Raw genomic sequence first — 24,471 nt, 5'->3', positions numbered from 1 at the left:
CTGCCCCTCAATCGACCGCGCGCGGGAAGAAGCCGCGCGGACGGACCAGCAGCACCAGCACGAAGGCGATATGACCGGCGAGGATCTGCCATTCCGGATTGATCGCACCGCCGAGCGTCTGCGCCACGCCGAGCACGACGCCGCCGGCCAACGTCCCCCACAGCGAGCCGAGCCCGCCCATGATGACGGCCTCGAACGCATAGATCAGGCGCGCCGGACCGATGGTCGGATCGAAATTGGCGCGGGTGCCGAGAAACACGGCGGCGATCGCGACGATCGCCATCGCGATGCCCGTCGCCACCGCAAAGGTCCGGTTGGGCCGGATGCCCATCAGGCCGGCGGTCACGGCGTCATCGGAGGTGGCGCGGAAGGCGCGGCCGAGCTCGGTGCCGTAGAGCACGCGGTTGAGGATCAGGATCACGCCAACCGCCGAGGCGAAGGTCAGCATCGGCATGACGCCGATGTTGAACGGCCCGATTGCGACCGACGCAGTCTCCAGCGAGCCTGCGGGAATGCGGCGGCTGTCGGCCGAATAGGCTTGCAGCAAGCCGTTCTGCAGCACCACCGACAGACCGAAGGTCACGAGCAGCGGCGGCAGGATGTCCGGGCCGAGCGTCCGGTTGAGCACATAGGCTTGCAGCAGCCAGCCGATGCCGAACATCAGCGGCATCGCGATGACAACGGCGACGAACGGATGCAGGCCAAGACCGCTGACCAGCACCAGGATCAGATAGGCCGCGAGCACGATCAAATCGCCATGCGCGAGATTCACCAGCCGCATGATGCCGAATACGAGCGAGAGCCCGGCGGCGAACATCGCGTAGAGGCCGCCGAGCAGCACGCCCTGCAGGATGGTGTCTGCCCAGCTCATGCGTGCGCTCCGAAATAGGCCGCGTGGATCGCTTCGCGGCTGAGCTCCGCGGGCCGGCCGCTCAGGGTCACGCGGCCCTCCATCATGCAGTACAGCCGATCCGCGACCTTCATGGCCTGGCCGATGTCCTGCTCGACGATCACGATCGACGCGCCGCTGGCGCGGATCGCCGGAAACGCGGCGTAGATGTCCTTGATGATGATCGGCGCGAGGCCGAGGCTCAGCTCATCGCACAGCAGCACGCGCGGGTTCGACATCAACGCTCGCCCGATCGCCACCATCTGCTGCTGGCCGCCGGACAGCGCGGTGCCCGGCGTGTGGCGCCGCTCCTTCAGCACCGGGAACAGCCGGTAGATCGTCTCCAGCGACCAGGGCCCCGGCGCTGCGCGGCCGTAGCGCCCGATCAGCAGGTTCTCCTCCACCGACAGCGAGGGAAACAGTTTTCGTCCCTCCGGCACCATCGCGATGCCGAGCGCCACGACATCAGGCGCAGCCAGCGCGCCGATCGGGCGTCCGTCGAACAGGATCTGATCGGCGCCGTTGCGCAGCACGCCCGAGATCGAGCGCATCAAGGTCGACTTGCCGGCGCCGTTGGCGCCGACGATCGCAATCGTCTCGCCGGCCTCCAGCACGAGGTCGACGCCGAACAGCGCCTGGAAGTCGCGATAGAACGCCGTCAGTCCATGGGTTGCGAGCAGCGCCATCAGACCTCGATCCCCAGATAGATCTCGCGCACCGCGCTGGAGGCCATGATCTCCTCGGGCTTGCCGATGCCGATGACCTTGCCGAAATTGAGCACCAGGAGCCGCTGCACCACGGCATTCAGCGCATGCAGCACGTGCTCGATCCAGACGATGGTCACGCCGGAGGCGTGGATGCTGCCGATCGTCTCGACCAGCGATTGACATTCGGCCTCCGTCAGGCCGCCGGCGATTTCGTCGAGCAGCAGCAGTTTCGGATCGGTGGCGAGCGCGCGCGCCAGCTCCAGCCGCTTCCGCTGCAAAAGGCCGAGCCCGCCGGCCAGCGTGTTGGCGCGGTCGATCAGCCCGGTCTTGACCAGGATGTCGGCGCAGCGATCGGTGACCTCGGATTCCGCCTTGCGCGATCCCATGCTCGCGGCCACCACGAGGTTCTCGAATACGGTCAGCCTCTCGAACGGCTGCGGGATCTGGAACGTGCGCCCCACCCCCGCATGACAGCGCGCCATCGGCGGCATCCGCGTGACGTCGACGCCATCGAACGCCACGCGGCCGGCGTCGACGCGCAGATTGCCGGTGATCAGGTTGAACAGCGTCGACTTGCCGGCGCCGTTCGGACCGATGATGCCGAGCGCCTCGCCCGACGCGACGTCGAAGGTCACGTCATCCGTGACCTTCAACGCGCCGAAGCGCTTGGCGACATGATCAAGCTCGAGGATGGGCACGCCGGCTGCTCCGCTCATGCGACTGTCAGGCGATCGGCTCCATCTTCCCGCCCGCGGGAATATTCGGCGCCGTCTTGTTGTCGGTGATGACGAGGTCGTAGCCGCCGCCATCCTTGAGCCGCCACTGCCCGCCGACCAATGGCGTCTTGCAGACGTTCTTTGCGGCGAAGGGCGGCAGCTTGGCGCCGTTCCAGGCGATCGGGCCGACGATGGTGTCGAGCTTGGTCGCCGCGACTGCTGCAATCATCTTGTCGGCGTTGGTCGGATCGTCAACGCGCTTGAGCACGTCGGCCGCGATCTCGAACAGCGCGTGCACGAAGCCGATCGGCTGCGTCCACGGCCGCTTGGTCGCGGCGGTGAAGCCATCGGCGAGCTCCTTGGCGGACGCGCCCGTCAGGGACGATTTGAACGGATGGCTCGGGGTCCACCAGACTTCCGAGGACAGATTGTGCCCTTGCTTGCCGAGCGCCTCCACGGCCTGCGGGAACAGCAGCGCCTTGCCGATCGAGGCGATCTTCGGCGCAAAGCCCTTCTGCTTGGCCTGATTCCAGAAGGTGGTGAAGTCAGGCGGGATCATCACGCCGGTGATCACCTCGACATTGCCGGACTTGAAGGCGTTGATTTGGGCGGAGAAGTCGTCCGACAGATTCTGATAGCGGCCGGGATCGATCAGCTTGTAGCCCTTCTCGGTCAGCACCGGCGGGAAGCCGACCTTCGGATCGCCCCAGGCGTTGCCGTCGCCGTCATTCGGGAAGAGACCGCCGACCTTTTTGTTGGTCGAGAGCTGCGCCCACATGTTGGTGAAGACGGCGATGACGTCCTCCAGGCCCCAGAAGAAGTGATAGCTCGAGCTGAACGGCTTCCACGAGGCGGGGTCGCCGGGATTGCCCTGCTGGCCGATGAACCAGGGCTGCCACGGCGCAACGGTGGAGATGCACGGCAGGCCCTCGGACTCGCAGGTCGTCGAGACCGGATTGGTCGTCTCCGGCGTCGAGGCGACGAGCATCAGGTTGACCTTGTCGCTGACGATCAGCTCCTTGGCGACCTCGGCGGCGCGGTTCGGATTCGACTGGCTGTCCTTGACGACGACCTGGACCTGCAGGCCGGCCGCCTTGGCCGCGGCGTTGAAGCCGTCGATGATGAACTTGTCGGCCTCGGCGAAGGCTGCGAGCGGCCCGCTCTGCGGGCTGACATAGCCGATCTTGGCCGCCTTGCCGGCTGCGAGCGCGGGCTTGAAGATCGTATCGGTGGCGGACAGCAGGCCGCCGACAGCGGCGGTCTCAAGGAGCCTTCGTCGCGTGATCATGTGTCGTTCCTTCCCTGTTTTGTTTTTTGAGTTAAGTCACGATCGGTCTAGAGCGGTGGTTCTGTGCCGGACCAGGCATCCTGCAGCAGCGCGCGGATATCAGCCTGGTTGAAAGGCCGCGGATTGGCATAGGGGTTCTTGACCGCGATCGCGGCCGCCCGCTCGAGATCAGGCTCGGTCAGGCCGAAATCCTTCAGCCGTGTCGGCGCGCCGAGCTGCACGGCGAAGCGATACAGCGCCTTGCCGGGTGTGGCGCCGCCGAGCGCGGCGGAGATCGGCGCCAGCAGATCACCGGCGACCGCCGCATTGAAGCCGATCGTGTGCGGCAGCAGGATCGCATGCGTCTGTGCATGCGGCGTGTCGAAGCTGCCGCCGAGCGTATGACAGAGCTTGTGATGCAGCGACATCGAGGCGCCGCCAAGGGTCGCGCCGCACAGCCATGCGCCGTACAGCGCCTCGGCGCGGGCGTTTCTGTCGGAGAGGTTCGCGACCACGGCCGGCAACGCGGTCGCGAACGCCCTGATCGCATCCGCCGCCATCAGCGACAGGATCGGATTGCGGTCCGGCGCATACAGCGCCTCGGCGGCATGCGCGATCGCGTTGAGGCCTGACGAAATGGTCATCTCCTTCGGCAGGCTCAGCGAGAGATCGACGTCGTAGATCACCGTCTCCGGCAGGATCGCGGGATCACGCCGCGTGGTCTTCTCGCCACTGCTGGTCTCGCCGAGGATGTCGGTCATCTCGGAGCCGGCATAGGTGGTCGGGATGGCGATCTGGTCGGCCCCGGTGCGCAGCGCGATCGCCTTGCCGAGCCCGATCGACGAGCCGCCGCCGAGCGCGATCACGCAATCCGCCCCACTCTGCTCATAGGCCGCCACGGCTTCGCGGGTGACGTCCACGGGCGTGTGCATCACCGCGCCGGCGAAGACGCCGGCCGTAGCGCTGCCGAGCCGGTCGGCGAGCGCATCGATGTCCTTGCGCTGCTGCGGCGTCGCCAGCAGCAGCGCGCGCCTGCGGCCGAGCCGCTGCAGCTCGGCGCCGAGCTGCGACAATGTGCCCGCGCCGAACACGACGCGCGAGCGGATACCCGGGAAGACGAAGGCGCGTGTGCTCGTCATGTCATGCTCCGCGTCTTCGGCGCGCGCGCCATGACAAAGGTGTAGGCGAGGCTCCACGGCACGTCCTTGCGCCGCGTCGGCTTGAAGTCGGCGAGCAGGCTCGGCTTCACGCAATGTAGCGCGTCTTCGGTCGTATCAGTGCGGTCGAACAGCTGCGTCGTGATCGGCTCGAAGCCGGCGGCGGAGACGATGAAATGAATGCTGGCCGGGCGCCGCAGCGGACAGCCGAGCTGCCCGAGCAGCCGGCCCGCGGGACCATCGACCGGCACAGCATAGCTCGCCGGCTTCACCGTGAGATAATCGAACGCGCCATCAGCATCGGTCGTGAAAATGCCGCGGAGATTGCAGTCCGGCTGCTCGTCCGGCTGCTGGTTCTCGAAGAAGCCCTGCCCGTTGGCCTGCCAGGTCTCGACGACGGCGCCGGCAATCGGATGACCGTCGAGATCCACCACCCTGCCCGCGACCGCGAGCGGCTCACCTGCGCCGTCGAGACAGATGTTCGCGCCATTGGGGCGGCGCGGCGCGTCGGCGCGATAGAACGGGCCGCGCGGCGCGTTCGGCGTGGCGCCCGCGGGACGGCGGCTGTTGATGTCCTCGACCAGCGCGGTCGCGCCGATGAGGTCGGCCAGCAGCACCCATTCCTGGCGGTTGTCGGTGGTGGCATCGCCGACGGCTGCGAGATACCCCATCGCGTCGCGCCATTCTGCCCTGGTCGGACGAAGCTCGCGGATCAGCTGATGGATGTGGCTGACGATGGCGATCATGCCGATCGCCAGCCGGCCGTCGCCGGCCCGCGCGATGCGCTCCAGCATGGCCTCGCCCGGCTGTCCGCCACTGCGATCGATGGGCAGCTCCTGCCGCATCGTCCCTCCCCGGAAACGTTGTCCTGTTTCGTGGAACGGTAGCAGGGCCCGGCGAGGGCATTGATGATTTTTGCGCGGGATAATATAGCAAATTGCTATGAAGATCGACGAACGCCACCTCGTCCAGCTCGCCGCCGTCATCAATGCCGGGGGCGTCACCGAGGGCGCCGCGCTGCTCGGCATGACGCAGCCGGCGGTCTCGCGCACGCTTGCCGCCCTGGAAAAGCGGCTGGGCGAGCCGCTGTTCGTCAAGGGCCGCCGGCCGCTGCGTCCGACGCCGTTCGGCCGGGCGCTTGCCGATCACGGCCAGGCCATGCTGCTCGCCTCGCGCAAGGCGTCCGAGTTGATCGACAATTTTCGCCACGGGCTGGCCGGCTCCGTGCGTGTGGCCGGGACACCGTTCTTTATGGATGGCCTGATCTCCGGCCTGATCGCCGAGTTCCACAACGTCCGCCCCGACGTGCGCGTGATCCAGAGCTACGGCTACATGCCGGACCTGCAGGAGGCGATTCGCGCCGACCGCATCGATCTCGCCATCTGTCCGGTCGACGTGCTCGACGGCGATGACCTCGAATTCCAGTCGATCCTGCCCGGGCGCAACGTCATCGCCTGCCGCGTCACCCACCCGCTGCTGATGAAACGCAAGCTGAAGGGCCCGGAGATCCTGGACTATCCCTGGATCGCGCCGCCGCCGAACAGCCCGCTGCAGGCCGACATGCGTGCGCTGCTGCTCTCGTTCGGCTCGACCGGCGTGAGCATGCCTTACGTGGGCGGCTCGCTGGCAAGCGCGATGAACTATCTGAAGCGCAGCGATGCGCTCACCATCCTGCCGCACGGCGTCGTCTTCGCCTATCGCAAGGAGCGCGAGATCACCGCGCTGCCGCTGCGCGTGCCGCATCCGGAGCGCGCGCTCGGCATTCTGCGGCTCGCCGGAAGCCCGCAATCGCCCGCGGTGCTCGCGTTCTCGGACTCGGTCGCAAAGGGTTTTGCCGCGCTCGCCGAGCTGATCCGCCGCCACGAGCAATCGGTGATCTGGAAGGGGTGATCACCGCAGATAGCTGGCCAGGTTCAGGCTCTGGATCTTGGAGATCGCCGTGTAGGACGCTGTCAGCTGCGCCTGATACGTCGACAATTGTGCAGTGACCGCCGCGACGTCGACGCTGGTCAGGTCGGTCGCAAGGCTCTCGGCATAGCTCTTGTAATCGGTCTGCTGCGACTTGGCGCTCTCGATCCGCGACGCGGCGTCGGATAGCTTCGCCTGCACCGTCGCCACCTCGTCCACGGCCTGATCGGCAAGCGTCAGGGCCGCGCTGATGTCGCTGTCGGACAGGTTCGCGCTGTTCGCAACATATTTGAGGACGCGCATGACCTTTTCAAACGCCGGGTCGTCCGCCGTCACACCATAGCTCACGGACTGCCGGTCCGACACCCGCACCGATGCAAGCTCGCTGTCACCCTGGTAATAGCTGGTGTCGGCCGTCGTCAGCGAGCCCGTTCCCGACGCGAAGGCCGAGGTGTCGACGGCGGTTGTCGAGGTTCGCGCGCCGCCGAACAGATATTGTCCATCGTACTGCGTGTTGAGGAGCCCCGTCATCTGCTGCAGCAATTGCTGCGCGGTACTGATGGCAGAGGAGGTTCCCGTGCTGCTGCCAGACGTCGCGGCGCTCAGCGCCGATCGCAGCTGCGTGACGACATCGGACACCTGGCCGACCGCCGAATACATCACCTGCACCTTGCTGTCGGCCAGCGTCGCCGCATCGATATAGGACTGGGCACGGGTGACCGAGACCTGCAGGTTGACGACATGCTGGGTGTCGGCGCCGTAATCCGCAAGATACTCCGATTTCAATCCCGACGCTTCCTGGACCTGCAGCGTCGCCATGGTCGCCTGCGTCCGCAGCGAGCTTGCGATCATCTGGTCGGAATTCGCAAAGGTCGCGATCCGCATCGTCATGGCATTCGCTCCGGGTTAGCTCGACTGCACGGCGCTGAGCAGCGACGAGAACATGCTGTTGACGACGGAGATGACCTGGGACGCCGCCGCATACTTGTTCTGCAATGCGCTCAGCCTGGCCGTCTCCTCGTCGATGTTGACGCCGGATTGCGAGGACAGGGAACCGGCGTAGGTCGATTGGGCCGTTGATTTCGTCGTGTAGGCGCTCGATGCCTGCGACGCCTTGCTGGCGACATTGGCGACGATGGCCGCCGCATAGTCGGCGAACGAGCCGGTCGTCGCGCTCAGGCCTCCGGCCGACGAGAAACTCGTCGCGCCGGTCAGCCTGTCGTAGAGCGCGTTGATGATGGTCGCCGCCCCCGACGTCAACACCTGGCTTCCGGTCGTCAGGGTCGTGGACCCGTCGAGCGATCCGGTCGGCAGGCCTGCATCGCCGGACAGGATGCTGCTTCTCACCGCGAAGTCGGCGGCGCCCGTCCCGGTCACAAGGTCGTTCATGCCGAAATAATCGGAGAAGCCGGCGCCGCCAATCGCGCTGCTCATGTCGTTGATGGCGACGCCATACGAGGACGACGTTGCGCTGATCGACAGATGCCCGGCAGAATCGACCGACGCGGAGACACCGGAGATGCCGTTCAGGGCGGTGACCAGGTCACCCACCGTGGCATAGGACGACAGATCGAGATCCTGGTAGGAGACGAGATTGCCGCTCTGGTCGGCCACGGCGATGCGGACCGTACCGGAGGCAGACAGCGACGCCGCGCCGCTGGTCGCCGTCGTGCCGGTCAGATTGTTCGGCGGCGGCACTGCCGATGCGCCGTTCGTGGTCTCGTTGAGCGCCGATGCCAATTGTGACGCCAGTTGATCGAGCTGGCTCTGCACCGCCGGGAGGGTCTGGTCGCGCAGGGTCACCAGCGCGCCGATCTTGCCGGACGTGATCTGCGAGGTCACGTCGACGCCGTCGACCATGATGCCGCTGAAACCGCCGGACCCATAGCTGGAGGATGCCGAGACATTGGCCGACGCCGTATAGCTGAGCGCGTGAGCGGAACTATCGACGAGCGCCCGCCCCGAGGAGGTGTAGACCTGCAGGTCGCCGTTGGACGCCGTATAATAGCTGACGTTCATGTAAGACGAGAGATCCTGCAGCGCGGCGTTGCGCTGGTCCTCGAGGTCGGCCGTGGACTGGCCCGACGCCGCCAGCTTCCGGATCTCGACGTTGAGATCGGCAATCTGCTGCAGGTCGTCGTTGACGCTTTCGACCGACGACGCGATGTCCTTGTCGGCGTTGGCGCGGAGAGTCTGTACGCTGCTGGACGTGCCGCGCAGCTGGCTCGCGAAATCATCGAGGGCGCTGACGACGGCGGACTGCAGCGACACGCTGCTCGGCGAACTCGCCAGCGATGACAGCGCTGACTCCAGCGATGCCAGCGAGTTGGCGAGCGACGTTCCGCCGGTCGACGTCCCCGACGTCGAGGCGCTGCCGAACAGCTGCTGAAGCTGTTCGAGATAGTTGTTCGTAGCGTCGGCGGAGCCGAGCTCGGAATTGGCGGCGATCAGCGACTTCAGCAGCAGCTTGTCGACATTGCTCGAAATGCCGGTGATCGACACGCCGGTGCCGATGCCGGCCGTGACGTCGGCGACCTGGTTGGCCGATTTCCGCGTATAGCCCGTAGTATCGGCGTTCGAGATGTTCGACGACGCCAGACTGATCTGCAACTCCGTGGCGGAGATGCCGCTGAACGCGACGAGCCGTGCTATATCGAGCGACATCGTTCGACTCCCGCTTCCCGTTGTCGATCACGCCCGGACATTGGTTCCGCAGGACGTCGCGCGCGCGGTCAGACGCCCGCCGGCCCCATAGGGCGAGGCGCTCGCGATCTGGTCGCGGATGGCCTGCATGATCGCCTCGATCCGCCGATGGCTGGCGTCGATCGCAGCGCGCAGGCGGACCAGATTCTCGTCCATCGCGCTGCGCAGCCTGATGATGTGCTCCATGAGCTGCTCGCGCAGCACGCGGTCGCGCACGTCGAGGCTCGCCGTCTGCCTCGCACATTCGGCGACCCGCTGCTCGAAAACCCCGGCCAGCCGGCTCTTGTCGTCGAGCTGCTTGGACCGCGAGGCCGGCAGCCCCTTGGCGAGCTCGGCATTCTCTTCCGAGATCACAGCGATCAATTCATCGATCAGCGCGAGCAAGGTGCGCACGTCGTCCTCGCTCGCCGGCCGTCGATCGGCCTGGGTTCCCAGTTTCATTCTGTCACTCCCATCTCAATGTTCACGGCGCCGGCTTGCCTGCGCCACGCGCGCGTAGCTGCTCAAGGCGGTCACGCGGACCGCGGCAACCCTGAATTCTTCCTCGAGCAGCGCGCATTCGCGCAGCAGCTTGCGGCGGACACTCTCGATATCGTCCATCAGCGCCAGCAGTTGCGTACGATCATCCTTGCCGACGGCCGCCGCACGGAGCTTCAGCCGCCGCAACTTCCTCAACAGCATCTCGCCCTCACCGAGCCGGTCCTTGCTCAGCTCGGTCATGGCTACCTCATCGACGAGATCAGGGTGTCGTACATCTTGTTCACCGCCGAGACGACCTGCGACGCCGCCGAATAGGCCTGCTGGGCGGAGATCATGCTGCTGAACTGGCCTGTCGTGTCCGTCGTGCTGGACTCCAGCTCGCTGCCGTAGACCGTCCCGGCGCCGTTCTCACCGGATGCCTGCAAGGTCGCGTTGCCGGAGGTCGCGGTTGCCGAATACATGCCGCTGCTGTGCGCCACGAGCCCGTTCGGATCGCCGAAGGTCGCCACCGCGATCTTGTAGATCGGCACGGTCTCGCCATTGGAATAAGTCGCTTCGACCAGGCCGTTCTTGCCCACAGAGATGCTGCTCAGCGTGCCGAACGAGACGCCATCGGAATTGGCGCTGAAGTTGGAGACGCTCGGGGTGGTGCTGCCGGAGGCCTTCTGCGTCAGGCCGTCGGTGCCGCCGCCGGTGGTGCCGAAGCTCAGCGCGATCGAGCTGGCCGCCGCGCCGTTGTTCCAGGTGATGCCGAGATTGGTCGAGGAGACGCTGCTCAGCGAGCCATCCGAGTTGAAGTCGATGGTATAGGTGCCGCTGGTCACCGTGCCGTCCGTGCTCGTCGCCGGCGCGAAGTCGGCGGTCCATTCGTTGGCGGTGGTCGACTTGGTCCAGGTGATGTTCATGGTGTGCGCCTGGCCGAGCGAGTCATACACGGTCATCGAGCTGCTGAACGTGTCGCCGCTCGCGGCATCGGCCGGCAGATTGGCGGCCAGCGAGGTCTCGGTGGTGGCTCCGCCGTTGGTCAGCGCGACCCTGGTGTTGACCGGCTCGAGCCCGTTGCCGACGACGTTGCCGCTCGCATCGGTCCGCCAGCCTTCGAGATAGTAGCCGTTGTTCTCGAGATAGCCGGCATTGTCGATCGTGAACGCGCCGTTGCGCGTGTAGAACGTCTCGCCGCCAGCGGTGGTCGAATTGGTCGCGACGAAGAAGCCCGATCCCTGGATCGCGACGTCGGTCGCGTTCGTCGTTGCGGCCAGCAGTCCCTGCTGCGTGATGTTGGCGCGGCCCGACACCGACACGCCGCCGGACGAATAAGCCTTGGAACTGCTCGATGCCGTCACCAGCTGTTCGAAAAGGCCGGACGTCGTCTTGTATCCGGTGGTGTCGGCGTTGGCGATGTTGTCGCTGATCATGGCAAGCGACGAGCTCTGCGCGTTGAGTGCCGAGATGGCCGAGGACAGTGCTCCAGACAGACTCATGATGCTACTCCGAAAGGTCGCGTCAGGACGTGACGCCGATGATGTTGCTGGCGCTGACCGGGACGCCGCCGACGGTGAGCGAGGGCGTGCTGGTCGATGTGTCGATGCCGGTCACCGTTCCGGTGACGGTCGTATAGTTGAGGACCGAGTTGCCGGAGGAGTCGGTGGCGGTGACGGAGATCGTGTATTGGCCGCCGTCGCTGAGCTGGTTGCCGCTCGAATCCGTGCCGTCCCAGGTGATGCTGTTGCTGCCCTTGTTGCCCGTGCCCGTGCCGGTCCAGACCGTGTTCCCCGAGGAATCGTTGATCGAGATCGATACATTCGATGCGGCCGAGGACAATGAGTAGCCGAACGTGGCGGAGCCATTGGAGAGAACGGCCGTGTCCGTCTTCGCCTCGACGGTGTGGCCGATGTAATTGACGGAGTTCAGCGTCACCAGGCTCGAGAACGAACTGGCCAGCGATGTCATGCTGCTGTTGAGCGACTGCTGCGACGTATAGTTGGCGTAGGACGTCATCTGATTGACGAAGTCGGTCACGCTGGTCGCGTTGAGCGGATCCTGGTTCTGCAGCTCGCTGACGAGCAACTGGAGAAAGTCGGTCGAGCTCAGCGTCGTGCGCGAGTCGCTACTCGATGACGTCGAGGATGTCGTCGTTGTCGACGAGCTTGTTGCAGTAATCGTCATGGCTGGCTCCGGCTCTCGCAACACCTCCGGCGTGGTGGAGATGTCTGCTGATCAAACGGCCGAAGCGCCGAGATCAGGCGCACAAACAGGTCGCGAACTACGTTGTTTTGGCGGCAGAATTTGCCGCCGCGCGCTCAGCCGAGGCGGCAAAATTCGCCTGGTACGACGCGCGGCGAGGCTCGCGCGCGCAACGAGGCATGATGACGACGGCGAACCATCGCGACCGGCTCAATGCGCTCGAGCGCGAACGCGCCATCCGATGCGACCGCCGCATCGATTGATCATTTGGTGGGTGCGGAGTGCGTGGCCCGGCTCAGCCGGCCTCGTGGACATCGGCAGATGCGGGCGCCGTCTGTTCGGACGTCGCCTGGCCAGCCGCCGCAACGATGCGGGCGGCAAGACCGGAGGGGGCACGGATCGGCGTCGACGCCAGCGCCTGCCGCACGAGGCGCGCTTCCGCGAGCAGTCGTTCGGCGTCGGGTGACGACGCCAGCAGATCGGTCGCCGACTGGCGCTGCTCAGCGGGCCATTGGGAGAGGTCCTGCCCCAGGCGGTCGATCAGATCCTCGAATTCCCTGACGTCCATCGTCCGGCCATCCCGCGTCATCAGCCTCCTCATAAAGCATTCAGGCGGCGCGCGAAATTGATATTGGCCGACGGCGACGACGGACCACAGGACACGGACCGAAAACCTGTCGATTTTGGCAGGCGGACGCGCCTGCGGCCGACCGGAATACCGCGAGCGCCGGTTGATGCTGACTGTTTCCAGCCAGTTTCAGGGAATTTCTGCGGTGCAACAGGAGACTGATTCGGGCCTATCGGCGGGAGCTCGAGTCGCCAGGGGGTCGCACGCTCCGCGCAGCCGCGTCGACGGACTCCCAGGCCTCCCGCAATTGGAGCAGGCTGTTCGTGATCGTCTGGACATGCTCGCGCATGCGAGGCTTGCCGTAGGCGCGCAAGGCCGCGACGATCAGCCCGTTATAGGTCTCGAACAACTGCTCCGCCACGGCCCCGCCCCTGACGGAGTCGAGATGCAGGCTCAATCCGCGCAGGATCGCGATCGCCCGGGTAAGCTGCGCATACCCCTCCTCGAAGCGGCGGGCCTCCTGCGCCTGCACCGATTTCTGCAGACAGGTCATCGCGCCATTGAGCAGCATGATCACGGCGCGCAGCGGCGGCACCGCCACGGCCGCGCCGCGATAGGCCTGGCTTGCAAGTTGGGCCATCGAACTCTGGGTCATCAGTCACTCGAACTCGCGTTGAGAAGTGCTTTGAGGTAGGTCAGGGTGTTGTTGGCGCTCTCGATGGCGGCCTGATATCTCGCATACTGTGCCGTGAGCTGCGTCTGGAATGTCGCGGCCGCGCTCTTGATGTCGTCGACCTTGGCCTGCATCGTCTCGTCCTGGGACGTCAGATTATCGATCAGCGTCTGCAGCGATCCCGTCGTGGACGAGGCGTTTTTCGCGATCTGGTAGATCTGCGTGGCGAGCCCCTGTGTCGACGTCACCGTGATCGATTGCGACGTCGAGCCGGTGTAGGTGAAGGCCATGCCGGCATAGATCGTCCCGGAATTGCCGACGATGGTATTGCCGCTGACGGTGAACAGCGAACTGTCGCCGCCGACCGAGGCGGCCGTCAGGCTTCCCGACGAATCCACCGTGAGATCGAGCGTGAAGGATTGCGGCGACGTTCCGGTGTTGACGACGCTGAGCTGACTCGACGAGGTCTTGGTCTGCGCCGACAGCAGCGTGGTCACACCGCTGAGATTGGTGCTGAGAATCGTCGACAGCGTGCCGGTGTCGAGCTCGAGCTCGTTCTTCTCGTTGAAGGACAGGCCGAGATCGGCCATCGTGAGGCCGCCGACCGAGGTTCCGAGCACCGCCTGCAGCGTGTTCATGATGTCGCGCATCGTGCCATCGCCGAACAGCACCGCGCTCGATGCGGCGGTGCCGTCCGAATTGGTCGTCTGTTGCGCGATGACGGCGTCGCGAAACGCGTTGTAGTCGGTGACGAAGGTCTGCAGCGCCGACGAGATCTGGCTGGTATCGGTGCCGATGTCGATGGTCAGCGACGTCCCCGACGGCGTCGCCTGCAGCAGGTTGAACGTCACGCCACTGAGGACATCGGTGATGTCGTTGGTCGTGCGGGTCATGCTGATGCCGTCGAGGGTGAACTCGGCGGCCTGCGCGGTCTGCAACACCGTCGAGAAGTCGCCGGCGCTGTCGGTGACGCCGAGCGCATTGAGGACATCGTCGCCGGACGCGCTCGACGTGGTGATGTCTGCGGCATCCTGCGTTCCGGTCAGGACCAGCTGATACGATCCGCTCGACACCTGAACGATGGAGGCCTCGACATTGGTCGTGGACGTCTGCGCATTGATCGTATCGACGACGTCCAGCAACGACATATCGCTCGTGATGGTGATGTCGGCGGTGCTGCCGCCGGAGAGACCCAGTGAGAACGTGCCCGCGTATCCGAGCGCGTCGGTCTGGCTCGACTGTGCCGTTCCCGTCACCTTGTGCGCGGTCGCGATCTGGCCGATCGCCAGCGTGTGGCTTCCCGTCGCCGCGCCGTTGCTGACCGACATCGACAACGCCGATGAGGCACTGACGTCTCCGGTCGAACTCAGCGTCGCCGCCCGCGTCGCGAAGACGTTGGTCGCGAGCGAATTCACCATCGACGTCGCGAGCGAGGAAAGCCCTGACGACAGCGTTTTCAACGCCGTCTGCAGCGTCTGATACGCCGTGATCTTGGCCTCGTTGGCGGTGATCTTGGTCGAGATCTGCGTCGCCTGGGTCAGCTTGGCATTGACGGCAGACTCGATCAGCGCGCTCCAATCGATCGTGCTCGTGGTGCTGGTCCCCGAGGTGGTCAGGGAACTGCTCGAGCTCGTCGACGAAGAGGACGATGATGTCGTACTGCTGGTGCTCGAGGTGGCGCTGCTCACCGTCATTCATCGTCCTCCGAGAATGGAGCCGGACCGGCGCAACGCCGGCCCGGCGGATCGCGGCTCAGCCGAGCAGCTTCAGGAGATATTGCGGGATCTGGTTGGCGGCGGCTTCCGCCGACACCGCCGCCTGGGTCTTCACCTGGGCCGAGGACAGCTTCGCCTGCTCCGAGGCAATGTCGACGTCCTTGATCGCCGAATTGGCGGACTGCAGGTTCTGGGTCTGGGTCGAGATCGAGTCGGCCGAGAAGTTGAAGCGCGACTCCTGCGCGCCGATATCCGCGCGTGCCTTCGACACCGTGTCGATCGCCGTATCCAGCGTCGTCAGCGCAGTGTTCGCACCGGCCTGCGTGCTGACGTCGAGCGTCGACACGCCGAGCGTGGCGGCGGTGAGATCCGACAGTTTGATGTCGATCGTATCGGTGGCGGAGGAGCCGACCAGCACCGACACGCCGGTGGAGAAAGTGCTGGTGCCATCGAGCAGGCTCTGTCCCGAATAGCGCGTGCCGGTCGCGATCGAGGTGATTTCGCTGATCAGCTGCGAGAATTCCGACTGAATGTAGGTGCGGCTGGTTCCGACCGTGGTGCCGGAGGCCGACTCGGAGGCCAGCGACTTCATGCGCGCCAGGATGTCGCTGATGTTGGACGCGCCGCCGTCGGCGGTCTGCAGGATCGACGTCGCCTGCGCGGCGTTCGTCGCGGCCTGCTGCAAGGTGGTGATGTCGGACGAAATGCGGGTCGAGATGGCCAGGCCGGCGGCATCGTCGGAAGCCGCGGTGATGCGCGAGCCGCTCGACAGCTTCGACAGCGAGCTCGTTTCCTGGTTGGAGTTGATGTTCAGGTAGCGGACGGCCGAGTTGGCGGCGATGTTGGTGGAAATGGCGGGCACGGTGAGAACTCCTGAATGATCGGCAAGACACGCCGCATCGTGGACGGACTGACGGTGCGGATCAGCCCCGTCTGATCGATCAAACGGAAGCGACTGCGGGAATCAGGCGGGATTTCTGCCGCGCCGTCGCGCGTATGGTTAGCGGTCGGTAAAGGCGCCGCGAATGTCGCGCTCGTGCCGGCGCAGGATCTCGCGCAGTTGCTGACGTCCGCGCTTCAGCAGCGACTCCACCGCCGAAACCGTCGTATCCATGACGCCGGCGATCTCACCGTTACTCATGTTCTCGTGATACGACAGGATCACCGCAATGCGCTGCTGCTCGGGTAGCCGCTGCATGGCGGCATCGAGGATGTCGCTCATCTCGGCGCGCTCGATCACGCTGACGGCGTCGGGCGTGCTGTCGGCCACCTCCGGAACGACGTCGACATTTTCGGTCCGCGGCTTGCGGCGGATGTCGATGCAGCGATTGCTCACGACGCGATACAGCCAGGTCGAGAACTTCGCGCGGCCGTGCTGCCAGCGCCCGCGATGGGTCCAGACCTTGAGCATCGTGTCCTGGACGACATCCTCGGCGTCCGCGGCGCTGCCGACGATGCGCAGGGCGATCGCATAGGCGCGGTCGACGTGGCGCTCGACCAGCAGACGGAACGCAAGCTCATCTCCTGTTGCAAGCCTGTCGAGCAGTTCCTTGTCTTCATCAAAGATCGCAGGTTCGACGACGGGCTCGCAGGCGGGAACGGTGCTGGCCGACTCGCTCCAGGGCATCGATACGGCATCCTGCGACGCCGGCTCGTTCAAGGACACGCCATCGGCCGGGGCACAGACATCCAGCGCGTAGCTCATTTCCGACTCTCCAACCCGCATTGCCGATCGCGCAGTTCGCAGACGGCTTCCGATCCTTGAACGGTGCGATCGCCACATCCAGGCAAGCTATTTTTGTTGTTTTTCAATTGCTTAGATGGAAACTTTTGCCTGGAGCGCGGCAAATTCTGCCGCACGCGAAGGCCGGGTCGCGCGATGTTGAAGACGAGAAAGCCGCTGGTCGGCATGGCAGGGATTCATTCCGGACGACGAATTCAGCAGAAAACGCAACCGCAACGCCAACTAACAGCAGCCGGTGACCACATCTGGCGCAACAGCGCAGCGTCGGCCCCGATGACTCGCGATGTCGTGCGAGCAGTGATTTTCACTCGGCAAATTTTTCCGAATCACGTCGTCGAAATTATCGTATTTTTTGACGCTGTCAGTTGCCGCGTGCCGCGTTTTCGGAAACTGCCGAAGATTTTTTACGACAGTGTGCGCCTGATCGCGCGATTTCATCCGTTGTAGTTGATGCATATGATGATTTAGAGGACGATCGACCTTGCAGGTCGAGCGTTTCGTGCGCGCGTGTATTGCTGAATGTTTCAAATCACGTCGGATCTATGCACGATGATGTCTCTCGCTGTCATGAGAGCATCGGTCGCGACGTTCGCCGTGCGCGCTATCCTCCTGCCATCGGCAATTCCGAGTGCCGAACAACGCCATTGCAGAGCCAACTAATCAAACCCGCGCCCGACGACGGGACTCCATCCTTTCGCGGCCACAAGCTCAACCGCGACACGTTGAAACATCTCGAAAAGAAATACGCGTTTGCCGTGTGAAAGTAACAAGCGCAGCCGCCGATTCAGATCGCCGGACTTCAACTTGATGCGCCTGATTGGCCGCCGTCGTCCGTTTCACGCTGAAGAGGACACGGCATGACGCGATCAGACTTTCACTCCATTCACGGCGCGATAGCAATCTTGCGCAGACATGGCGTCAAGCTCGGCGACCAACAGATGCGCCGCCTGGAATGGCTGTCGCATGCGGTGGGACCTCTCGCGATATGGAACGGCGACCGCCCGTCCGCTGGCGGACGATACACCATCGTCGTCATTGATCCCCCAACGGGCGCGGGCGCGGAGCTCCTATTCGGCGCGATGAAATCGGGCGACGCCATCGTCATTCCGTTCGGAGAAAATCCGGCATTCGATTTCCTCAAATCCAAGTTCACGGAGTGCGGCACGGTCGGCGTCTCCGCGGACGCACCCCACCAGCTATGGTGGGGAGGCATCGACCGGAGCTCTTCAAGCGACGCGGCCGCCAAACCCGCAATGCGCATCGTCTCCTGCCATCCCAGCCGCGTCGGCGACCTGCACGTCTATCATCTGCGGCGATCGCTCGAGCGTCTCGGGCTCGCTTTCGACATCGAAGCGATCGACGGACGGGATCGGCTGACCGCGGCCGACAAATCCGCTTTCGTCGCCCGCATGTGGCGAAGCGCCCGCGAGCCGCTGCTGTATGTCGACCCCGACGTGATGTTTCAGGCGGTGCCTGATCTTCCTCAGCTCGCCACCTGCGATTTCGCGGTCCACAAGTGGAACGGCTGGGAAATGTCAGCACGGACGCTGTATTTCGGCCGCTCCGTGGCGGCCGAGGCGCTGCTTGCAACCTGGCACGACATCGCCACCTCCTATCCGGATGTCTGGGACGGCTACGTGATCGACCAGGCCTGGAGCGCAGTGACGTCCCAGATGGCCCTGGACACTGTCTGGCTGCCGCGATCCTACCATGCCGTCGCAGGCGAAGCCGATATGCGGCGCGCAACCATCGTCCACAATCTCCCGCCGACTGGCATGGATCGGGGCGCCGATGCGGATTTCGCCGTCAGGGCCCGCCTGCCCAGGCGGGCAGGTCGCGCGGGAGCCACGGATTCACTGCTCGTGATCACGTCCGAGGCGGCATCCGATCAAGCCGTCACGGTCATTCTGCGTGACGAGGGCAGCCCCGCGCGTGATACAGCCGCGAGCCTTCAGGCGCTGACCACGGCATTCGCTCGCGACAATGGCGGCTTCTGCCGCCTCGAAGTCTCGCTTTGCGCCTGGCAAGACGACGTCCGGATTGTCAGGGACGCTGCGCGCCGATCGGACAACAATCTGATCGAGATCGCGCCCGGCCAAACGCTGCGGCCCGACCTGTTCCGCGCGCTTGCCGCCAACGCCAGGTCCCAACCATTCAACCTCGTGACCGACCGCCCCTAACCCCACCGGGATTGCGCACCATGTTCGATACGATCATCCTTCTCACCGGCAGCCGCGATCAGCACCTCGCTCTGACCGAGCTCCTCAAGGCGCACAATCCGGCCTTGTCGTTCCGCTGCGCCGTGAGCTTGCAGGAGCTCGAACGCATCGAACGCGACCTGCTCGGCAGATCCCGCCTGATTGCGTTCACGTCGGGCGTCATCGTGCCATCTGATATCCTTCAGGCCCTCGGCTATGGTGCCTATAACTTCCACCCCGCCACACCCGACTATCCCGGCTGGGCGCCCGCCCACTTCGCAATGTACGAGGGTGCCGAGCGCTTCGGCGCGACGGCCCATGTGATGGAGACCCGCGTCGATTGCGGCGCGATCGTCGGGGTCGAGACATTCGACATCCCCCGTGGCATCGACGTCCGCGGCCTCGAGCAGATGGCGTTCGTGCGAACGGCCTATCTGTTCTGGCGCATGGCGCGCGAACTCGCCTGCCACGCCGCCCCACTGCCGGAGCTCGATATCAGTTGGAGCGGAGTCAAGAGCACGAAGCAGATGTATGCTGCGATGTGCGAGATGCCCGCCGACATCGCGCCGGCCGAGATGATGCGCCGTATCCGCGCCTTCCACGACGATTACCGCGGCATCGCGCTCACCGTGACCGTCAACGGCGTGCGGTTTGAACTGTCGCGGGCAAGGACTGCGGATGGGCTGAAATCCGTGAGCGCCCCCGCTCTTGCGGCCGATGGCGAGTTGCGGTCGGAGGCTCTGCAGGCCAGCAGGGTCAGCTGAACGCCCGGCTGACGGAGCGCGGCGTCGCCCCCGCAGCAGGAGGAAACCGGAGCCGCAAGCGACTCATTTCATCTTGTCCCGCGTCGCGTTTTCGTCTCTAATTTGATCGTGCAGCGTCGCTGCATGTCCGCACGCTCCGAGGCCGCAGCGTGTTTCCAAGGCAATGATCGCCATATCTCCCTTTGCGGAGAACGGCGACTTTTGGCCGGTCTCCGCACGGGCAAGCGGAGATTCGCATGATCCTCGATTCCTACCGAATTGACGTAGAACCCTATTACCAGCCGTCCGGCCAGGAGGTCGCGACCTTCATGGCCGCCTATCACGAGCGGCTGCCGGTGATGCTGAAGGGCCCGACCGGCTGCGGCAAGACCCGCTTCATCGAGCACATGGCCTGGCGGCTTGGAAAGCCGCTGATCACGGTTGCCGCGCATGAGGACATGACGGCAGCCGATCTCGCTGGCCGCTATCTGCTGGAGCCATCCGGCACGGTCTGGCACGACGGGCCGCTGACTCTCGCCGTGCGTCACGGCGCGATCTGCTATCTCGACGAGATCGTCGAGGCGAGGCAGGACACCACGGTCGTGATCCATCCGCTGACCGACGCGCGGCGCATCCTGCCGCTCGACAAGCACAATGAGGTCGTGCCGGCGCATGCCGACTTCCAGCTGACGATCTCCTACAATCCCGGCTACCAGAGCGCCGTCAAGGACCTCAAGGAATCGACCAAGCAGCGCTTCATCGCGATCGATTTCGGCTATCCGCCGCCGGCCACCGAGAGCGCGATCGTCGCGCGCGAGAGCGGGGCCGATGCCGATCTTGCCCGCCTGCTCGTCAGCATCGCCGAGCGCTCGCGCAACCTGCAGGGTCACGGGCTCGACGAGGGCGCCTCGACGCGGATGCTGATCCACACCGGCCGCATGGTGCGCGCCGGCCTGCCGCTGCCGGCCGCCGTGCAGTCCGGCATCGTGCTGCCGATCACCGACAATCCCGACATCCGCGCAGCGCTGTCGGACGCGATCGAGGCGTGCCTGCCGTGAGCGCGGCGCCGCTGCAACTGCTGACCGATCCCGACGGGCCGACGCGGACGCTGCATCTGTGGATCCGTCAGCGCGAGACGTTGCGGCCGCTCTTCCTTGCGGCATGGGAAACATTGTCGCGCCGCTTCGATGCCGCCGAGATGGATGCGTGGGCTGGCGCCATGCTCGTGCTCGCGAACGTCAATGCCGGGCCGGCCTGCCTGATCGCCTATTGGGAGGCGAGCACCGGCGATACCGCCGGCGAGATCGCACCGCTGCTCGGCGCGGCGCAGGCAGCCGCAGAGGTGTGCCGCCATGCTGGCGCGCCGGCCGCGACAAGTGCGCTGAAGGCGCTGCCCGCAGCCCGCCGCATCCTCGGCCCCGGCGCGGCCCTGTCGCGCTGGTGGCGAACGATGGACGTGCTCGCGAAGCAGGCGCCGGAGTCGATCGCTGCCGCCGCGAGCCACATGACCGAGACCCTAGGGCCGGGCAGCATCGCCGCGTTCGAAAGCTTCGTCGCCGCCGGCCTGCGCGCCGCGGCGGGCGATCGCCGCAAGCGGCTCGCCTTCTTCTCGCTGCAGGACGAGCTGGCACGCCGCCTGATCGCGCGCGATCTAGGCAGCGTGACGTTCGGCGATGTCGAGACCGAGCTGAAAGCCTTCCTCACCGCGCTCCATGGAGCGGTGCCGCTGCTACGGAGCATGCCGGTCGAAGGCGGGCAGACGCCGCAGCGCCGCTCCGCCCTCGCCGGGCCGCTGATCCGCCTGCCGGAGGTCTATCGCGGCATGCAAGGCGAGGCCGCCCGCGCCTTGTTCCGCGCCGCTGCCGCGCATGCGCAGGCACACCTCGTACTCGGCCGCGCCCGTTTTCCGATCGGCCATCTCAAGCCGCTGCAGGTCGCGCTGGTCAATCTGATCGAGGATGCCCGCGTCGAGGCGCTGGCGATGCGCGCGCTGCCCGGCCTCAGGCGGCTATGGGCGCCCTATCACGTCGCCGTGCCCACCACCGTCACGACAGCGCCGACGCTTCTCGCGCGGCTGGCGCGGGCGCTGTTCGATCCGGACTATGCCGATGACGACGGCTTCGTCGGCAAGGGCCGCGCGCTGTTTTCAGCGGCGCGGCCGAGGCTCGATGACCACGCGATCAGCCGCGAGATCGGCATGCTGCTCGGCAACGATCTCGGCCAGATGCGGGTGCAGTTCAACGCCAAGACCTATGTGGTCGAGCCGCTCTACCGTGATGACGGTCTCGGCCTGTGGGAGTTCGATCAGGACACGCCGCCATCGGCCGAGACATTGGAGCTGTTCATCGACGCCGTCAGGCCGGAGCAGCAGCCCGACGAGGGCGAGCGGCACGAGCAGGATGCCGAGGACGCGCCAGCCGAGCCCGGCCGCGCCCGCCCCGTGGCGCCGGACGCACGCGGCGTGATCATCGCACGCTATCCGGAATGGGACCGCGTCGACGCGATCGAACGGCCGGACTGGACCACGGTGCGCGAAGTGGCCGCGCCGGCCGGCGATGCGGCGCGCATCGAGCATGCGCTGGACCAGGCGAGCGCCCTGCGCAGCCGCGTGGCGCGGCTCGTGCGCGGCGTGCGCATCGGCCGCACGGTCAGGCTCAAGCGGCAGCAGGACGGGCACGACCTCGATCTCGACGCCGTGCTCGACGCCGGGATTGCGCTCCGCGGCGGCGAGATGCCGGACCTGCGCGTGTTCCGCTCGGCCAAGGCGCTGCACCGCGACCTCTCGGCGCTGCTGCTGGTCGACATTTCGGAATCGACCCGCGACCGCCTCGCCTCGGGCGCGACCGTGCTCGACGTCGAGCGCCTTGCGGTCGCGCTACTAGCCGAGGCCATGGATCAGCTCGGCGATGCCTTCGGCCTGCTCGCCTTCGCCTCGGACGGGCGCAACGACGTCCGCATGATCACCATCAAGGCGTTCAGCCATGCCTATGACCGCGACTGCCGCGCGCGGCTTGCTGGTCTCGCATCGGGACTGTCGACCCGGCTGGGCACCGCGCTGCGCCATGCCGGCGCAGTGCTGGAGACAGCCAACACCAGCCGCAAGCTGCTGATCGTGCTGACCGACGGCGAGCCCTCCGACATCGACGTGCCGGATCCGCTCGATCTCATCGAGGATGCGCGCCGCGCCGCGCTCGGGCTACATGGCCAGGGCATCGATGCCTATGGCGTCGTGCTCGGCCGCGGCGGCGTCGATGCCGCGACGCGCATCTTCGGCCGCGGCAACACGATGCTGGTGCATCGTGTCGAGGATCTGCCGGCGCGGCTGTCCGAGCTGTATTTCAGGCTGGCGCGGCGCTGAGCTATTTGCGCCGGCGCGCCAGCGTCAAGCCGAGCGCGGCCTCGGCCGCAACATGGAAGGCAGTATCCATCGCGCGCGACAGGGTGCCGCCGTCCGGCGCGAGGATGCGCAGCACGAGGCCGGCGTCGTTCGGCGCGGCCGACGCGCCGGCCAGCGCACCGCAGGCATCGGCCGCCTGCTGCAGGCTCTTCGCGGGCGGCAACCGATCGGCCGGCGCGATGAGGACGAGATTGGCGGCCGCGGCCATCGCGCCCAATGCGCCCGCGAGGTCGTCGCCGCCGATGCGGCCGGCGTCCTGCAGCAGCAGGCGGCCGTCGGGACGCACGATGCGCAGGCGGCTCGACAGCTCCGTGAACATCCGGCCGCTCCCGCGCGGATCGTGCACGGCGAAACCGTCCGCCACGCACAGCACGGCATCCTCGGCGACCGTCGCCGCGGTCTGCAGCGTGAGCTCGGCCCCGGGAAACAGCACATAGGGATCGTTCGTCACGGCGCAGAACGCACCGGCCTCGACCGTCACCGTCAGGCGTTGCACGGCGCCGACATCGCGGCCGTCGTGAACCACAGTCGCCGCCTGTGTCGTGAGGTGAAACGCCGCGCCGCGCGCGACGCTCACATCGAGGCCGATGCGGTCGCCGGCATAGAGACCGCCTGACGCCGATTGCAGATACAGCGTCAGCAGATCGGGTTTGGCCGCATCGAGATAGAACCCGCGCGTCACATGCAGGGGATATCCGACATGCTGACGGCGCAGCATGCTGCGGCCGCCGGCATGTTCGATGGACAGCGCGGCCTCGACCGCGCGGCCCTCAGACGCGGAACAGGACTGCAGCGGAGATCGCATCGGCGACCGCCTCCACGCCAGTGCCGTTCTTCAGATTGGTCGCGATCACCGGCCGCCCGCCGCGCACCTGCCGCGCGTCGGCGAGCATGCGCTCGAGATCGACGCCGACATGCGGCGCGAGGTCCATCTTGTTGACGACGAGGAGATCACAGCGCAGCAGCCCGGGGCCGCGCTTGCGCGGGATGTCGTCGCCGCCGGCGACGTCGATGACGAAGATCCACCAGTCGACGAGGTCGAGCGAGAAGGTCGAGGCGAGATTGTCGCCGCCGGATTCGAACAGGATCAGCTCGACGCCGGGAAAGCGCGCCTCGAGTTCGTCGCCGGCCGCGATGTTCAACGTCGGATCCTCGCGGATCACCGTGTGCGGACACGCCCCCGCTTCCACCGCCAACACCCTCTCCGGATCGATCAGGCCGGAGCGGCGCAACCGTTCGGCATCCTCCTTGGTGACGAGATCGTTGGTGACGACAGCGAAATCGATGCCGCGCCGCTGCAAGACCGGGATCAGCGCCTCGATCAGCGCGGTCTTGCCCGAGCCTACCGGACCGCCGATGCCGACGCGTGCGGCCCCTGTCGCCGCTTTCACATCGGTCGACATCAATGTCTGCAGCATCGTC

25 protein-coding genes are annotated in these 24,471 nt (G+C 65.9%); 6 read left to right on the top strand and 19 right to left on the bottom strand.

The window, feature by feature from the left end; translation table 11 throughout:
• Positions 1 to 7 precede the first annotated feature (7 nt).
• Genes ACQR1Y_RS25380 through ACQR1Y_RS25355 form a run of 6 tightly spaced genes read right to left on the bottom strand, consistent with a single transcriptional unit; the run spans position 8 to position 5,530 of the window.
• A complete protein-coding gene (locus tag ACQR1Y_RS25380; RefSeq protein WP_434878670.1) occupies positions 8 to 871 on the bottom strand; it encodes a branched-chain amino acid ABC transporter permease in 864 nt (287 codons plus the stop codon).
• Positions 868 to 1,575, bottom strand: a complete 708-nt coding sequence (locus ACQR1Y_RS25375; protein WP_434856722.1) for an ABC transporter ATP-binding protein — start codon at positions 1,573 to 1,575, stop codon at positions 868 to 870. Before ACQR1Y_RS25375 ends, ACQR1Y_RS25380 begins: the two co-directional genes overlap by 4 nt.
• Positions 1,575 to 2,294 (bottom strand): ABC transporter ATP-binding protein, encoded by a 720-nt coding sequence (locus ACQR1Y_RS25370; RefSeq protein ID WP_434878801.1) that lies wholly within the window; start codon positions 2,292 to 2,294, stop codon positions 1,575 to 1,577. The genes ACQR1Y_RS25375 and ACQR1Y_RS25370 overlap by 1 nt, the downstream gene beginning before the upstream one ends.
• A 25-nt stretch (positions 2,295 to 2,319) precedes the next feature.
• A complete protein-coding gene (locus tag ACQR1Y_RS25365) occupies positions 2,320 to 3,600 on the bottom strand; it encodes an ABC transporter substrate-binding protein (RefSeq protein WP_434878671.1) in 1,281 nt (426 codons plus the stop codon).
• 47 nt (positions 3,601 to 3,647) lie between these two features.
• Positions 3,648 to 4,718 carry a maleylacetate reductase gene (locus ACQR1Y_RS25360; protein WP_434878672.1) on the bottom strand — a complete coding sequence of 357 codons (1,071 nt, stop codon included), beginning with the start codon at positions 4,716 to 4,718 and terminating at the stop codon, positions 3,648 to 3,650.
• On the bottom strand, positions 4,715 to 5,530 hold the full coding sequence (locus ACQR1Y_RS25355) for a dioxygenase (RefSeq protein ID WP_434878802.1): 816 nt from the start codon (positions 5,528 to 5,530) through the stop codon (positions 4,715 to 4,717). The genes ACQR1Y_RS25360 and ACQR1Y_RS25355 overlap by 4 nt, the downstream gene beginning before the upstream one ends.
• Before the next feature lie 148 nt (positions 5,531 to 5,678).
• Between ACQR1Y_RS25355 and ACQR1Y_RS25350 the strand changes: the two genes are divergently transcribed.
• Positions 5,679 to 6,626, top strand: a complete 948-nt coding sequence (locus ACQR1Y_RS25350; protein WP_434878673.1) for a LysR family transcriptional regulator — start codon at positions 5,679 to 5,681, stop codon at positions 6,624 to 6,626.
• On the opposite strand, the gene ACQR1Y_RS25345 is transcribed toward ACQR1Y_RS25350, so the two are convergent.
• From ACQR1Y_RS25345 to ACQR1Y_RS25295, 11 genes are all read right to left on the bottom strand, one after another.
• The gene (locus tag ACQR1Y_RS25345) at positions 6,627 to 7,535 is read right to left on the bottom strand and encodes a flagellin (protein ID WP_434878674.1); all 909 of its coding nucleotides are present in this window, start codon (positions 7,533 to 7,535) and stop codon (positions 6,627 to 6,629) included.
• Positions 7,536 to 7,550: 15 nt separating this feature from the next.
• A complete protein-coding gene (gene flgK / locus ACQR1Y_RS25340; protein ID WP_434878675.1) occupies positions 7,551 to 9,308 on the bottom strand; it encodes a flagellar hook-associated protein FlgK in 1,758 nt (585 codons plus the stop codon).
• A 27-nt stretch (positions 9,309 to 9,335) separates the two neighbouring features.
• Complete coding sequence (locus ACQR1Y_RS25335) at positions 9,336 to 9,788, bottom strand: flagellar protein FlgN (RefSeq protein WP_434878676.1); 453 nt, start codon at positions 9,786 to 9,788, stop codon at positions 9,336 to 9,338.
• A gap of 15 nt (positions 9,789 to 9,803) precedes the next feature.
• Complete coding sequence (locus tag ACQR1Y_RS25330; RefSeq protein ID WP_434878677.1) at positions 9,804 to 10,067, bottom strand: hypothetical protein; 264 nt, start codon at positions 10,065 to 10,067, stop codon at positions 9,804 to 9,806.
• Positions 10,068 to 10,069: 2 nt separating this feature from the next.
• A complete protein-coding gene (gene flgE, locus ACQR1Y_RS25325) occupies positions 10,070 to 11,308 on the bottom strand; it encodes a flagellar hook protein FlgE (protein ID WP_434856730.1) in 1,239 nt (412 codons plus the stop codon).
• Positions 11,309 to 11,330: 22 nt separating this feature from the next.
• On the bottom strand, positions 11,331 to 11,993 hold the full coding sequence (locus tag ACQR1Y_RS25320; RefSeq protein ID WP_434878678.1) for a flagellar hook assembly protein FlgD: 663 nt from the start codon (positions 11,991 to 11,993) through the stop codon (positions 11,331 to 11,333).
• Positions 11,994 to 12,306: 313 nt separating this feature from the next.
• A complete protein-coding gene (locus ACQR1Y_RS25315; RefSeq protein ID WP_434878679.1) occupies positions 12,307 to 12,600 on the bottom strand; it encodes a hypothetical protein in 294 nt (97 codons plus the stop codon).
• Between the two features lie 208 nt (positions 12,601 to 12,808).
• Positions 12,809 to 13,234 carry a flagellar export chaperone FliS gene (gene fliS / locus ACQR1Y_RS25310; RefSeq protein WP_434878680.1) on the bottom strand — a complete coding sequence of 142 codons (426 nt, stop codon included), beginning with the start codon at positions 13,232 to 13,234 and terminating at the stop codon, positions 12,809 to 12,811.
• A complete protein-coding gene (gene fliD / locus ACQR1Y_RS25305) occupies positions 13,234 to 14,946 on the bottom strand; it encodes a flagellar filament capping protein FliD (protein WP_434878681.1) in 1,713 nt (570 codons plus the stop codon). Before fliD ends, fliS begins: the two co-directional genes overlap by 1 nt.
• A gap of 58 nt (positions 14,947 to 15,004) precedes the next feature.
• On the bottom strand, positions 15,005 to 15,829 hold the full coding sequence (locus tag ACQR1Y_RS25300) for a flagellin (protein ID WP_434856735.1): 825 nt from the start codon (positions 15,827 to 15,829) through the stop codon (positions 15,005 to 15,007).
• 138 nt (positions 15,830 to 15,967) lie between these two features.
• Positions 15,968 to 16,672: an RNA polymerase sigma factor gene (locus ACQR1Y_RS25295; protein WP_434856736.1), complete on the bottom strand. Its 705-nt coding sequence runs from the start codon at positions 16,670 to 16,672 to the stop codon at positions 15,968 to 15,970.
• A gap of 174 nt (positions 16,673 to 16,846) precedes the next feature.
• Here ACQR1Y_RS25295 and ACQR1Y_RS25290 point away from each other — a divergent pair, with 174 nt between their 5' ends.
• The 5 genes from ACQR1Y_RS25290 (at position 16,847) to ACQR1Y_RS25270 (ending at position 23,010) form a co-directional block, all read left to right on the top strand.
• Complete coding sequence (locus ACQR1Y_RS25290; RefSeq protein WP_434878682.1) at positions 16,847 to 17,158, top strand: hypothetical protein; 312 nt, start codon at positions 16,847 to 16,849, stop codon at positions 17,156 to 17,158.
• A 410-nt stretch (positions 17,159 to 17,568) separates the two neighbouring features.
• Complete coding sequence (locus ACQR1Y_RS25285; protein ID WP_434856737.1) at positions 17,569 to 18,891, top strand: hypothetical protein; 1,323 nt, start codon at positions 17,569 to 17,571, stop codon at positions 18,889 to 18,891.
• A 20-nt stretch (positions 18,892 to 18,911) separates the two neighbouring features.
• On the top strand, positions 18,912 to 19,673 hold the full coding sequence (locus tag ACQR1Y_RS25280) for a formyltransferase family protein (RefSeq protein WP_434878683.1): 762 nt from the start codon (positions 18,912 to 18,914) through the stop codon (positions 19,671 to 19,673).
• A gap of 236 nt (positions 19,674 to 19,909) precedes the next feature.
• A complete protein-coding gene (locus ACQR1Y_RS25275; RefSeq protein ID WP_434856739.1) occupies positions 19,910 to 20,710 on the top strand; it encodes a CbbQ/NirQ/NorQ/GpvN family protein in 801 nt (266 codons plus the stop codon).
• Entirely contained in the window at positions 20,698 to 23,010 is a 2,313-nt protein-coding gene (locus ACQR1Y_RS25270) for a nitric oxide reductase activation protein NorD (protein WP_434878684.1), read from the top strand. Before ACQR1Y_RS25275 ends, ACQR1Y_RS25270 begins: the two co-directional genes overlap by 13 nt.
• A 1-nt stretch (position 23,011) precedes the next feature.
• On the opposite strand, the gene ACQR1Y_RS25265 is transcribed toward ACQR1Y_RS25270, so the two are convergent.
• A complete protein-coding gene (locus ACQR1Y_RS25265) occupies positions 23,012 to 23,854 on the bottom strand; it encodes an urease accessory protein UreD (protein ID WP_434878685.1) in 843 nt (280 codons plus the stop codon).
• The gene (ureG, locus tag ACQR1Y_RS25260) at positions 23,820 to 24,467 is read right to left on the bottom strand and encodes an urease accessory protein UreG (RefSeq protein ID WP_434878686.1); all 648 of its coding nucleotides are present in this window, start codon (positions 24,465 to 24,467) and stop codon (positions 23,820 to 23,822) included. Before ureG ends, ACQR1Y_RS25265 begins: the two co-directional genes overlap by 35 nt.
• Between the last annotated feature and the right edge of the window lie 4 nt (positions 24,468 to 24,471).

This window comes from Bradyrhizobium sp. HKCCYLRH3099 (assembly GCF_051167855.1).
Taxonomy (GTDB): Bacteria; Pseudomonadota; Alphaproteobacteria; order Rhizobiales; family Xanthobacteraceae; genus Bradyrhizobium.
This window is presented reverse-complemented; position numbering and strand designations above follow the sequence as displayed.